The organism is Streptomyces sp. NPDC005485 (assembly GCF_040606085.1).
In the GTDB taxonomy this organism is placed as follows: domain Bacteria; phylum Actinomycetota; class Actinomycetes; order Streptomycetales; family Streptomycetaceae; genus Streptomyces.
The window spans coordinates 12,919-25,932 of record NZ_JBEXDZ010000007.1 but is presented as its reverse complement, the minus strand read 5'-3'; the positions used below and the strand labels follow the sequence as shown (position 1 = coordinate 25,932).

Annotated in this window: 7 protein-coding genes; 4 read left to right on the top strand and 3 right to left on the bottom strand. The window is 69.7% G+C overall.

Annotation, left to right across the window (positions count from 1 at the left end; all coding sequences use genetic code 11):
- Window positions 1–41 precede the first annotated feature (41 nt).
- From ABZS97_RS04425 to ABZS97_RS04410, 4 genes are all read left to right on the top strand, one after another.
- The gene (locus ABZS97_RS04425) at window positions 42–719 is read left to right on the top strand and encodes a spermidine synthase (protein ID WP_356133418.1); all 678 of its coding nucleotides are present in this window, start codon (window positions 42–44) and stop codon (window positions 717–719) included.
- A 113-nt stretch (window positions 720–832) separates the two neighbouring features.
- On the top strand, window positions 833–1,570 hold the full coding sequence (locus ABZS97_RS04420; protein ID WP_148010436.1) for a response regulator transcription factor: 738 nt from the start codon (window positions 833–835) through the stop codon (window positions 1,568–1,570).
- A gap of 13 nt (window positions 1,571–1,583) precedes the next feature.
- Entirely contained in the window at window positions 1,584–2,687 is a 1,104-nt protein-coding gene (locus tag ABZS97_RS04415; protein WP_356133412.1) for a HAMP domain-containing sensor histidine kinase, read from the top strand.
- Window positions 2,688–2,967: 280 nt separating this feature from the next.
- The gene (locus ABZS97_RS04410) at window positions 2,968–6,780 is read left to right on the top strand and encodes a multifunctional oxoglutarate decarboxylase/oxoglutarate dehydrogenase thiamine pyrophosphate-binding subunit/dihydrolipoyllysine-residue succinyltransferase subunit (RefSeq protein WP_356133410.1); all 3,813 of its coding nucleotides are present in this window, start codon (window positions 2,968–2,970) and stop codon (window positions 6,778–6,780) included.
- A gap of 136 nt (window positions 6,781–6,916) precedes the next feature.
- Here the strand turns inward: ABZS97_RS04410 and ABZS97_RS04405 are convergent, their stop codons facing one another.
- The 3 genes from ABZS97_RS04405 to ABZS97_RS04395 form a co-directional block, all read right to left on the bottom strand.
- Window positions 6,917–8,164, bottom strand: coding sequence for an FxsB family cyclophane-forming radical SAM/SPASM peptide maturase (locus ABZS97_RS04405; protein WP_356133409.1), 1,248 nt, complete (start codon window positions 8,162–8,164; stop codon window positions 6,917–6,919).
- Window positions 8,165–8,559: 395 nt separating this feature from the next.
- Window positions 8,560–11,889, bottom strand: a complete 3,330-nt coding sequence (locus tag ABZS97_RS04400) for an SAV_2336 N-terminal domain-related protein (RefSeq protein ID WP_356133408.1) — start codon at window positions 11,887–11,889, stop codon at window positions 8,560–8,562.
- A 3-nt stretch (window positions 11,890–11,892) separates the two neighbouring features.
- Window positions 11,893–12,939, bottom strand: coding sequence for a MoxR family ATPase (locus ABZS97_RS04395; protein WP_356133406.1), 1,047 nt, complete (start codon window positions 12,937–12,939; stop codon window positions 11,893–11,895).
- Window positions 12,940–13,014: the final 75 nt, after the last annotated feature.

Here is a 13,014-nt window from a genome sequence, read left to right as displayed (position 1 = left end):
ATTCCGCACCTCCAGCGCGGACGGACTGCCACGATGGGCCGATGCCCACCTCGTACGACATTCCGGAAGTCATAGACCGTCGCGAGGGCCCCTACGGCGAGGTCGTGCTGCGGAGGCACGGGACGCTGCTGCAGATCATCGCCAACGGGTGTTTCCTGATGGACACCTCGGACGGCCGCTCGGAGCGGCTGCTGGTCGACGCGGCGCTGGACGCCCTCGACGGGCGCGCGGAGCCGGACGTGCTGATCGGCGGACTCGGCGTCGGCTTCTCGCTCACCCACGCCGCGGCCGATCCCCGCTGGGGGCGGATCAGCGTGGTGGAGCGCGAGCCGGCCGTCGTCGACTGGCATCGCGAAGGCCCGCTGGCCGAGTTGTCCTCCCGGGCGCTCGCCGACCCGCGCACCGAGATCGTGGGAGCCGACCTGATCACATACGTCCATGAGACTTCCGCCACGTACGACGCCTTGTGCCTGGACATCGACAACGGGCCCGGCTGGACGGTCACGGAGGGCAACGGCAGCCTCTATTCAGCGGCCGGACTTGCAGGCTGCGCACGGGTGTTGACACCGGGCGGGGTGCTCGCCGTGTGGTCCGCTCGGCCCTCTCCGGAATTTGAAGGAAGTTTGCGGAATGCCGGGTTCCAGGGGGTGCGTACCGAAGAGATCCCGGTTGCCCGGGGCGTTCCGGACGTCGTCCACCTCGGGGTCCGACCTGGATAGCCCCAGCACGGTGACTGCCCGTACTCTGCTCACCTGACGCGGATCATTCAAGCGTCAAGCGCAGTCATGGGATCACCCCACGGATTCCGGAAAGCACACATCAGGGGCGGGCGATGGAGCAGACCCACACATCCCACAACGGCACGGCGGCGACGCAGGGCGCACAACGCCGGGTGCTGGTGGTCGAGGACGACCCGACGATCGTCGACGCCATCGCGGCCCGCCTGCGCGCCGAGGGATTCCTCGTGCAAACCGCGGGCGACGGCCCGGCCGCAGTCGACACCGCCGAGGCCTGGCAGCCCGACCTGCTGATCCTCGACATCATGCTGCCCGGCTTCGACGGCCTGGAGGTCTGCCGCCGGGTGCAGGCCCAGCGCCCGGTGCCGGTGCTGATGCTCACCGCGCGCGACGACGAGACCGACATGCTGGTCGGGCTCGGCGTCGGCGCCGACGACTACATGACGAAGCCGTTCTCGATGCGGGAGCTGGCGGCACGGGTGCACGTGCTGCTCCGCCGGGTCGAGCGCGCCGTCGTGGCCGCCTCGACACCGCGCAGCGGGATCCTGCGGCTCGGCGAGCTGGAGATCGACCACGCGCAGCGCCGGGTACGGGTGCGCAGCGAGGACGTCCACCTCACTCCCACCGAGTTCGACCTGCTGGTCTGTCTCGCGAACACGCCGCGAGCGGTACTCTCGCGCGAGCAGCTGCTCGCCGAGGTGTGGGACTGGGCGGACGCGTCGGGTACCCGGACCGTGGACAGCCACATCAAGGCTCTGCGCCGGAAGATCGGCGCCGAACGGATCCGCACGGTCCACGGGGTGGGCTACGCGCTGGAGACACCGACTCCCTGAGAGGGTTGACGTCATGAGCGGTATCGGCGAGCCGCGCAAGAGCACGGGCCCCTGGGGCGGGCTGCGTCCCTTCTCGATCAAGACGAAGCTCGGAGCACTCGTCGTCATCTCGGTGCTGATCACCACCGGCCTGTCGATGATCGCGGTGCACACCAAGACCGAGCTGCGCTTCATCACGGTCTTCTCGATGATCGCGACCCTGCTGATAACGCAGTTCGTGGCGCATTCGCTCACCTCGCCGCTGGACGACATGAACGCGGTGGCCCGGTCCATCTCGCACGGCGACTACACACGCCGGGTGCGCGAGAACCGCCGGGACGAGCTGGGCGACCTGGCCGAGACGATCAACGTCATGGCCGACGAGCTGGAGGCCCAGGACCGCCAGCGCAAGGAACTCGTGGCGAATGTCTCGCACGAGCTGCGCACCCCCATCGCGGGCCTGCGCGCGGTCCTGGAGAACATCGTGGACGGCATCTCCGCCGCCGACCCCGAGACGATGCGTACGGCGCTGCAGCAGACCGAGCGGCTGGGCCGGCTCGTGGAGACACTCCTCGACCTCTCCCGGCTCGACAACGGCGTCGTACCGCTGAAGACGCGCCGCTTCGAGCTGTGGCCGTACCTGTCCGGGGTGCTGAAGGAGGCCAACATGGTCGCCTCCGCGCGCGCGGGCATCGCCTCCGGCTCCGGCAGCCACACACGCACCGACGTCCATCTGCATCTCGACGTCTCCCCGCCCGAGCTGACCGCGCACGCGGACCCGGAGCGGATCCACCAGGTCGTGGCCAACCTGATCGACAACGCGGTCAAGCACAGTCCGCCGCACGGCCGCGTCACGGTGAAGGCCCGGCGCGGCACCGCCCCGGAGTCCTTGGACCTGGAGGTCCTGGACGAGGGGCCCGGCATTCCGCAGTCGGAGTGGCACCGCGTCTTCGAGCGGTTCAACCGCGGCGGGGTCCCCTCTCCGCACGGTCCTGGCAGCGACGGCGGTACGGGTCTCGGGCTGGCCATCGCCCGTTGGGCGGTGGATCTGCACGGCGGGCGGATCGGGGTGGCCGAATCCCGGCGGGGTTGCCGGATCCAGGTCACTCTTCCGGGACTCCCCCTGCTGCCGAGTTGACGTAAAGTTCGAACCGGAGCAACAAGATCCACGACTGTCCCCGCTGCGGGACACGTGTGACCAGGCAAAGGCCCGCGCCGTCATGGCCGCGGGCACGGGTCGGCGTACCCATTCCGCACCGGAACCCCGCTTGTTTCCCGCCATTTCCTTGCCTGAAACACAGCTTCCGGTGTGACTTACGCGACGATGACCGGCCCGGCCTGCACCTCTCGGCCATGGGGGCGTAGCCTTAATTCCCGCTGTCCATCACCTTGTGAAGCGGAAGAGGGCGGTTGCCGCCGTGTCGCCACAGTCCCCCAGTAACTCGAGCATCTCGACCGATGACCAAGCCGCCGGGAAGAACCCCGCCGCGGCGTTCGGTCCCAATGAGTGGCTCGTCGACGAGATCTATCAGCAGTACCTCCAGGACCCGAATTCGGTAGACCGAGCCTGGTGGGACTTCTTCGCCGACTACAAGCCGGGGGCGGCCACGTCCCCGACTCCGGCGGGTACTGCGGCCGCGGGGGCCGCAGGCACCACCACCGCGGCTCCTGCCGCACCCGCAGCGTCGCCCGCGGCTCCGGCCCAGGCCGCGCCCGCGGCTGCTCCGGCCGCCCCCGCTGCGCCGAAGCCCGCCGCTGCTCCGGCTCCGGCCGCCGCACCGGCTCCGGTGAAGGCCGCTCCGGCCGCCGCCAAGCCGGCCGCTGCCGCGAAGCCGGCCGCCGCGCCCGCCACCGAGGCCCCCGAAGGCCCCGAGTACGTGACGCTGCGCGGACCCGCCGGTGCCGTCGCGAAGAACATGAACGCCTCGCTGGAGGTGCCCACGGCGACGTCCGTGCGCGCGGTCCCGGTGAAGCTGCTCTTCGACAACCGCATCGTCATCAACAACCACCTCAAGCGCGCCCGGGGCGGGAAGATCTCCTTCACCCACCTCATCGGCTACGCGATGGTGCAGGCCATCAAGGCCATGCCCTCGATGAACTACTCGTTCGTCGAGAAGGACGGCAAGCCGACCCTGGTCAAGCCGGAGCACATCAACTTCGGCCTCGCCATCGACCTGGTGAAGCCCAACGGCGACCGCCAGCTGGTCGTCGCGGGCATCAAGAAGGCCGAGACCCTGAACTTCTTCGAGTTCTGGCAGGCCTACGAGGACATCGTCCGCCGCGCCCGCGACGGCAAGCTGACGATGGACGACTTCTCCGGTGTCACGGTCTCCCTGACCAACCCCGGCGGCCTCGGCACCGTCCACTCCGTCCCGCGTCTGATGCCCGGCCAGTCGGTCATCATGGGCGTCGGCTCGATGGACTACCCCGCGGAGTTCCAGGGCACCTCCCAGGACACCCTGAACAAGCTCGGCATCTCGAAGGTCATGACGCTCACGTCGACCTACGACCACCGGGTGATCCAGGGCGCCGCCTCCGGCGAGTTCCTGCGGATCGTCGCGAACTTCCTCCTCGGCGAGGGCGGCTTCTACGACGACATCTTCGAGGCGCTGCGCATCCCCTACGAGCCGGTCCGCTGGCTCAAGGACATCGACGCCAGCCACGACGACGACGTCACCAAGGCCGCCCGCGTCTTCGAGCTGATCCACTCCTACCGGGTCCGCGGCCACGTCATGGCCGACACCGACCCGCTGGAGTACCGCCAGCGCAAGCACCCCGACCTGGACATCACCGAGCACGGCCTCACCCTGTGGGACCTGGAGCGGGAGTTCGCGGTCGGCGGCTTCGCCGGCAAGTCCCTGATGAAGCTGCGCGACATCCTCGGCGTGCTGCGCGACTCGTACTGCCGCACCACCGGCGTCGAGTTCATGCACATCCAGGACCCCAAGCAGCGCAAGTGGATCCAGGACCGCATCGAGCGCTCGCACTCCAAGCCGGAGCGTGAGGAGCAGCTGCGCATCCTGCGCCGCCTGAACTCCGCCGAGGCCTTCGAGACGTTCCTGCAGACGAAGTACGTCGGCCAGAAGCGCTTCTCCCTGGAGGGCGGCGAGTCCGTCATCCCGCTGCTCGACGCCGTCATCGACAGCGCCGCGGAGTCCCGCCTGGACGAGGTCGTCATCGGCATGGCCCACCGCGGCCGGCTGAACGTCCTCGCGAACATCGTCGGCAAGTCGTACGCGCAGATCTTCCGGGAGTTCGAGGGCAACCTCGACCCGAAGTCGATGCACGGCTCCGGCGACGTGAAGTACCACCTGGGCGCCCAGGGCACCTTCACGGGCCTCGACGGTGAGCAGATCAAGGTCTCGCTGGCCGCGAACCCGTCCCACCTGGAGACGGTCGACCCGGTCATCGAGGGCATCGTCCGCGCCAAGCAGGACATCATCAACAAGGGCGGCACGGACTTCACGGTCCTGCCGGTCGCCCTGCACGGTGACGCGGCCTTCGCGGGCCAGGGTGTGGTCGCCGAGACGCTCAACATGTCGCAGCTGCGCGGCTACCGCACGGGCGGCACGGTCCACATCGTCATCAACAACCAGGTCGGCTTCACCGCCGCCCCGGAGTCGTCGCGCTCCTCCATGTACGCCACCGACGTGGCCCGCATGATCGAGGCGCCGATCTTCCACGTGAACGGCGACGACCCCGAGGCCGTCGTCCGCGTCGCTCGCCTGGCCTTCGAGTTCCGCCAGGCGTTCAACAAGGACGTCGTCATCGACCTCATCTGCTACCGCCGCCGCGGACACAACGAGTCCGACAACCCGGCGTTCACGCAGCCGCTGATGTACGACCTGATCGACAAGAAGCGCTCGGTGCGCAAGCTCTACACCGAGTCCCTCATCGGTCGCGGCGACATCACGCTGGAAGAGGCCGAGCAGGCGCTGCAGGACTTCCAGGGCCAGCTGGAGAAGGTCTTCACCGAGGTCCGCGAGGCTGTCTCGGCTCCGGCCGAGGCGCATGTCCCGGACCCGCAGGCCGAGTTCCCGGTGGCCGTGCAGACCGCGATCTCCCAGGAGGTCGTCAAGCGCATCGCCGAGTCGCAGGTCAACATCCCCGACCACGTCACCGTGCACCCGCGTCTGCTGCCGCAGCTGCAGCGCCGCGCGGCGATGATCGAGGACGACACGATCGACTGGGGCATGGGCGAGACCCTCGCCCTCGGCTCGCTGCTGCTGGAGGGCACCCCGGTCCGCCTGTCGGGCCAGGACTCCCGCCGCGGCACGTTCGGCCAGCGCCACGCGGTCCTCATCGACCGGCAGACGGGCGAGGACTTCACCCCGCTCCTCTACCTGTCGGACGAGCAGGCCCGCTACAACGTCTACGACTCCCTGCTCTCCGAGTACGCGGTCATGGGCTTCGAGTACGGCTACTCGCTGGCCCGTCCCGAGTCCCTGGTCATGTGGGAGGCGCAGTTCGGTGACTTCGTCAACGGCGCGCAGACGGTCGTCGACGAGTACATCTCGGCGGCGGAGCAGAAGTGGGGCCAGACGTCCGGCGTCACGCTCCTGCTCCCGCACGGCTACGAGGGCCAGGGCCCGGACCACTCCTCGGCCCGCATCGAGCGCTTCCTCCAGCTGTGCGCCCAGAACAACATGACGGTCGCCCAGCCGACGCTCCCGTCGAACTACTTCCACCTCCTGCGGTGGCAGGTGCACAACCCGCACCACAAGCCGCTGGTGGTCTTCACCCCGAAGTCGATGCTGCGCCTCAAGGCCGCCGCGTCGAAGACGGAGGAGTTCACCACGGGCCAGTTCCGCCCGGTCATCGGCGACGACTCGGTCGACGCGGCCGCGGTCCGCAAGGTCGTGTTCTGCGCGGGCAAGCTGTACTACGACCTCGACGCCGAGCGGAAGAAGCGCGGCATCACGGACACCGCGATCATCCGTCTGGAGCGTCTGTACCCGCTGCCGGGTGCCGAGGTCCAGGCGGAGATCGCCAAGTACCCGAACGCCGCGAAGTACCTGTGGGCCCAGGAGGAGCCGGCGAACCAGGGCGCATGGCCCTTCATCGCCCTCAACCTGATCGACCACCTGGACCTCGCGGTCGGCGCGGACATCCCCGGCGCCGAACGCCTGCGCCGCATCTCCCGCCCGGCCGGCTCGTCCCCCGCCGTGGGTTCCGCGAAGCGGCACCAGGCGGAGCAGGAGCAGTTGGTGCGTGAGGTGTTCGAGGCCTAGGCCTCAACGGCTGTACATACGGTGGGCCCGGCCCCGAGTCCCTACGACTCGGGGGCGGGCCCAGCGGCGTTTTTCGGATCGGCTACCGCTCGATCATCGTTCAGCCGTGCAATGAGGCGTACGTCGAGGACGACGCTCACGACCGCTTGTCGACGATGGTCTGTATATCCGCGAGTACGCGATCACCGATATGTCCGATCAGTTTGGTCAAGTCGGCGCAGTACACGGTGGGATTGAGGAAGCCGCTGCCATTTCGATAGCGGTGCGCATAGTTGCCCGCCCCGCAAACCTTCACGATCGGACAGTCCTGACAGGATCGGCAGAGTCCGATCGGATCACGTTGTCTGGCAACGACCCCGGGTTGCAACATCGCCTCGTCGAAGGAGTTGCGAAAGACATTCATGCCCGTCACCATCGCACCGGCATAGGTCGACTTGAGGACGTGGGCGAGGTCAAGGGAGCCATCGGTGTCAACGGTGAGCACCCGGATCGGAGTGAGGCCCAGCCCTTCAGTGCGGCTCGCTCCGCCGAGCAGCAATGCGATGATCTCGTCGAACAGCCGGATGTGCGTCGGCACGGGGACCGTGCTGTACCAACGGTCGAAGATGGGGATGAGCCAGTCGGCGAACGGGGTTCCACCTCGATGACCGGCCCAGTTGGGCGGCTGCTCCGACCAGTTGGCATGGGGGAACAGGAAATGGATGGACGGCGGCTGCACGCTCAGCAGCGTCTCGTACACCGCAAGTGGGTCATATTCCACCTCTATCGTACACAGCACACTCCGCAGCAGATCCGCGGAAGGTGAACGGCGCAGCGCTCCGAGGCCCCGCAGCACCGCGTCGAAACTGCCTCTACCGTTGGCGTACTTGCGGTGCCGGTCGTGTGACTCACGTGGACCGTCGATGCTCACCCCGAGCTGGATGTTGTGTTCGCGCAGCACGGGCAGTGTCTCCTCGTTGAGCAGCACCCCATTCGTCTGCATCGCCAACGTGAGTTCGACATCCGAGGGGACCGCCGCCCGAAACGCCTCCGCCGCGTACCCGATCCGTTCCGGCCCGGCCAGCAGGGGTTCGCCGCCGTGCATCACCATGCGGATCGACGGCACTTCCTCCGAATGCGCCCGCAGGTGCTCCCCGAGCCGCTCAGCCAACCGATCGATGGTCGATGACGTCATGACCATCGGCTTTTCACGCCAACTCTGGTCGGCCATTTCATAGACATAGCAATAGTCGCAGGAGAGGTTGCAGCGACTTTCTATCTTGACGATGTATTCGGCAAACGGAAACGGGCGCCAGGACGGGTCACCAAGCGCCTCGTCGACAAACGCCTGAGTCGGCCACTCCGAGGCACGCTCGGCCGCAGAAATATTCGGCAGGTCGATCAAGACTTCTCCCGGAGGGTAGGGAATGCGCCATCGGTGTGGCGACACCCTGGGTGCCGCCACACCGATCAGCTCACGGGGCGTCTTCGTATACGGCCAGAGCCGGGCAACTCCCCGCAGAGCTGACCCTTTCGAGCGCTACATACAGAGCACTTTCGGACTGCGCGCCCATTGTTGCGGCGACAGCGCTCACCTCGATGGCAGCGAGCGTGGCACCCACCGAACCCGCCCTTTGGGCGAGTTCCCCTCTTTGCTCATTCAACATGCAGCCTTCTCCTTCAGGAAATCCTCAGGGGCTACTTGACGGGACACGGTCAGACTAGTGACACGATCGGGCTTTGATGGGAGGCTTTTCAGCCTCGTTGCCACTGACGCGGCCTCGTTCCGTGCAGGGGCACTCACGCCTGGGCCGTTTCGCCGGGCGGGGTCCCGAGGTCGTCGATGCGGGCGCGCAGCCGGGTGGCCTGGTCCGTGTGCGTCGTGAGGCGGAGGGCCTCTCGGTACGCCGCCTCGGCCTGGTGGACCTCGCCGAGTCGTTCGAAGACCCCGCCCCGACTCTCGTGCGCGCTGGCCGCGATCCCCGGCTCACCGTTCTCCAGGGCGCTGTCCACGGCGTTGCGGAAGTGCTTGGCGGCTCTGTGCAGGTGGCTGGTCATTCCCGTGCGGGCGGCGAGCATCTGGGCCAGGGATGCCTGGAAGAACCAGGCCTGTGCGGCCTCACCGGGCGCATCCGTGGTCCGGGCGGCCTCCCCGAAGATCCAGTCGGCTTCGTACAGGTCGGAGAGGACCTCGGTGGTCTCGTACCGGGCGAGGTAGGCGGTGCCCAGTTGCATGCGCCGCGACGGCAGCGCGGGGTCCGTCTCGGCCGTCTCGTCGACCGCGGCCCGCAGGGTACGCACGGCCTGCTCGATGTCCTCGACGGAGACCTGGTCCATCCCCTTCTGGAGCAGCGTGGTGCCGTACTCCTTGAGGGCACCGGCCGTTCGGGGATCGTCCTGGTCCAGCAGGAGCAGGGCCTCCTTCCAGGCGGCGATGGAGCTGTCGAGGTCGGCGCCACGAGCCGTGCCGTCATAGCGTGCGCGATAGGTCCGGGCCGCCCACACATGGCACTCGTACCGCAGCGCGCTGTCCTCGCCGGCCGCCGCCATGGCCTGGTCGACGGCGCCCAGGATCATGCGGCGCTCCCGGCCGTCCTCGCGCGGCGGCTGGGCGATCTCCAGGGCGGAGGCCACGTCCAGCCAGGCGCGGCACCGCTCGGGGGCGGGGAGGACGTCCTCGGGGCGTACCGCCACCATGAGGTTGTCGACGGCGGTCTGAGCAGCGCCCACCGCGAGGTTCCGGGCCGCCGTCGCCTCCACGAGACCCTGCCCCGCGTACTGCCGCGCCAGGTCGAGCCACAGCCGGCCGCAGACGAGGCGGCCACGCTCGGTCGGCGGGAAGTCCAGCAGGGGCTTGACGCTTTCGATGGCCCGGTGCAGCCCGCGTACGTACCACTCCTCCGGACTGTCGGCACGTAGCGTTGGATCCCCGTGCGGGCTCGCCAGGTGCGCTGCCTGCTCGGCGAAGGCACGCCGCACGGCCGGGAGTGCCTCGGCGGCGAGCAGGCGCCAGCTCGGCGGCTCGATCTCCCGAAGGCCGAACAGAGCCTGTGACAACAGGAGATCGGCGCAGTACAGCAGCTCGACCAAGGTCCACTTCTCCCTCGGATGCGCGCTGTCCTGATCCCGGACCCAGTCGTGCACTCCTTGGGGGATTCCGTCGAAGTCGGCTCCCAGGACCGGCAGTTCACGGGCGAGAGTCCAGTAGATCAATCCACGCATCACCTGCGTGCGGGGCCCACCGCCCGGCTCGCCCCCCACCGCCTCCAGCGCATCCCGCAGATCCTCCCCCACCCTCCGCACCCGCCACCGCGTGAGCAGCGCGAAAGCGAGCTCCTCGGCGGCGGCGGCGCGCCTTTCCTCACCGGCCGATTGCGCCAATGCCCCCTCGAAGTGCCCGATGGCGGCGTCGAGTTCACGTGTCAGCCCCTCCGCCTCGTACCGGGCGAGGGCGGCACGGCCCTTGGCGATGAGTTCGGCGAAGTCCATCGGGGGCAGCGATGGCGCGGGGACGCGCTGTCCGAGGTCGCGCAGTACGTCGGCCGAGACCTCGGCGAACGCGCGGAGCCCGGCGGGCCCTTCGCCCTCGTCGGCTGTTCCGGCCGCGGCGGGGTCGACCGCGCCGCGCAGGAACGCGCCCGCCATCGCCGGGAAGTTGCGCGCACTGCGGCCGAAGCGCCGCTCGACGTACTCCGAGCAGTGCTTGAAGAGCAGTTCCACCTCGTGGAGGGCGAGCTGCGCGCGGAGTTCCCGGGCGACTCCGGGCAGGAAGTCGTAGCGGACGGCGCGCGGGTCGGACGCGTCCTCGCGGCGCTTGAGGAGGCCGCTGAGGAGGACCTCGGAGAGGACCTCGGGTCCGCTGCCGGCGAGCATCGCGTGCTGCACGAGCTGCATCACCGGGAGATAGAGCGGCACCGCGGACAGGTACACCGCGAGCCGCCTGGCCTCCTGCGAGGCGGGGCGCCAGAAGACCCGTACCCGCTCCTCGCCCGAGATGTCCTCGGCGGCGCGCACCGGCGCCGAGGACGCCGGGTGGTCCGCGCGGACCCAGCCGGCGGCGGTGGACAGGGACTGCCCGGTGGAGCCCGCGACCAAGCGGGCCCAGCCCTCGACGGAGCCGCGGCGCAGGGCGAGCACGGGAATGGGCAGCGCACCGCGCTCGGGGCGCCCGCGGTCCGGGGTGAACTCCAGTTGCCCGGCGGGCCCTTCGCGCCGGTGCAGCAGTCCGCGGCGGGCGGGCAGATGAGTCCGCAGCCACATACGCTGCGGCAGCGGCTGGACGACGGCGACGGGTGCCGTGGACGCCCAGCGGTGCAGGAGCCGCTGCATCCGTCCGCCACGCCACATGGGTCCGGCGCAGTCGCTGAGGACGAGGGTCAGGCGCCGGCCGGTGGGGTCACAGAGCTGCTCGGGGGCGTGCAGCGGGCCGGTGCGCTCAGGGGTTGCGGCGCAGCCGGGCTGTCCGCCCTCGGCCTCGTGGAGGTACTGGACGTGCACTTCGCGGAAGGCTCCGGCGCGCTCGCAGACCTGGCGCAGCTCGTCGAGTGCCTGCTGCCACACGATGGTCGAGGTGGAGACGTCCATGAGGAGTAGGAGACGTGCCTCGCGGCGCCGCTCGGTGCGCAGGACGGGCAGCAGTAGCCCGGACTCGGCGGCCCGTTCGGCCGTGGCGTTCTCGTCGAGGACGCGAGGGATGGGGCGTACGGGGGCGCGGTAGCGCTGGAGGGGGCGTAACCCCCGTTGCAGCGCGAGGGGTTCGGGCAGCGCGGGAGCGGCGGGCACGCGCACGGGCCGCATCTCGGCGTCCGCGGTCCCCTCGTCACCGGGCCCGGGTGCGAACAGCCCGGCGCGGCTTGGGGGTTGGGTCTCGCCCACCGTCTCGTACGGCCCGGTCGGGTTCGCGGAGTGGCTGCCGTCAGCGCCTCCGGCCGGCGGGCGGGGTCCGGCGTGAGCGGGCGGGGCGGGTGAGAACGGCCGCTGCGGGGCGGGCAGCCAGCGGGCCAGCCACAGGGCGTCCGCCAGCTCCTCGACGCTCGGCGGGATGTCCGCCTCGCGCATCCGCGCGACCAGCGCCGCGAGCTGTGCGCTCGCGCCGCCGGACGGGGCGCTCCGGGGAGCCGGTGCGGACATCGGTCACCGGGGCCCGCGGTCCAGGGGCTGCATCAGCAGCTCGGAGATCTCCTCGCGCCGGTGGGCGGCGTCGCGTGCGGCGTGCTGGGCGAGGAAGATGGCGTTGAGCAGCTGGTCGGTGGGGCGCAGCGCGCCGTCCGCCTCGGCCTCCGTGAACTGGTCGACGATGTCGTGGTTGTCCTCGTACGAGCCGCTGCCGAAGTGTGCCTGCACCAGCGCGGCGAGCCGCTCGTCGCGCGGCGCCTTGAGGTCGAGCGGAATGCAGCGGCGCAGCAGCGGAGCGGGGAAGTCGCGCTCGCGGTTGCTGGTCATGACGACGAACGGGAAGGCGCGGCAGCGGACCTGGCCGCCGGTGACCGCCACGCGCCGGCCGTCGTCGGTGAGGACACGCACGGTCTCCTGTCCCGGCCGGTCGGCGATCCGCTCCAGCTCCGGGATCGCGAACTTGCCCTCCTCCAGCACGTTCAGGAGGTCGTTGGGCAGGTCGATGTCGCTCTTGTCCAGCTCGTCGATGAGCAGCACCCTCGGCCGGTCGGCGGCGAGCAGCGCGGTGCCGAGCGGTCCGAGCCGGATGTAGCGGCCGATGTCCTGGGCCGCGGTGTTCGGGGACGAGGTGCTCGGGGTGGTCTCTTCGGGGTGCGCCGCGCGGTCGAGCTGGGCGTCCTGGAGGCGGCCGATGGCGTCGTAGGTGTAGAGGCCGTCCCTGAGTTCGCTGCGGCTGACGATCGGCCACTCCAGGACCCGGCCGAGACCGAGTTCGTACGCGATGGAGTGCGCGAGAGTCGACTTGCCGACGCCCGGTTCGCCGGTGACGAGCAGGGGGCGCCTCAAGTAGAGGGCGGCGTTGACGAGTTCGAGGGTGTCGGAGTCCTGGATGGGGAGCGGGACGTTGCGCGCGCCCAGCCTGCGGCGGGTGGTGGAGTCGAGCCCGGGTACCTCGTACGGCACGGCAGGGGCGTCGAAGGCACGCCATGGCGGCGGGGCGGGGAGGCGCTGGATCCTGTCCGGATCCGGCCCCCCGGTGCCCTCGTAGATAAACCACTCGCTCATGGTGTGCTCCTCGTCGACGGTCGGTGGTCATCCACGTCCTGGCCGACGGGGGCGTCAGGCACCCGCAACGGGCCC

Bases quoted from the DNA above. Each gene is read 5' to 3' on its own strand.
- ABZS97_RS04415 (WP_356133412.1), top strand. From the start codon at position 1,584: ATGAGCGGTATCGGCGAGCCGCGCAAGAGCACGGGCCCCTGGGGCGGG.
- ABZS97_RS04425 (WP_356133418.1), top strand. From the start codon at position 42: ATGCCCACCTCGTACGACATTCCGGAAGTCATAGACCGTCGCGAGGGC.
- ABZS97_RS04395 (WP_356133406.1), bottom strand. From the start codon at position 12,939: ATGAGCGAGTGGTTTATCTACGAGGGCACCGGGGGGCCGGATCCGGAC.
- ABZS97_RS04420 (WP_148010436.1), top strand. From the start codon at position 833: ATGGAGCAGACCCACACATCCCACAACGGCACGGCGGCGACGCAGGGC.
- ABZS97_RS04400 (WP_356133408.1), bottom strand. From the start codon at position 11,889: ATGTCCGCACCGGCTCCCCGGAGCGCCCCGTCCGGCGGCGCGAGCGCA.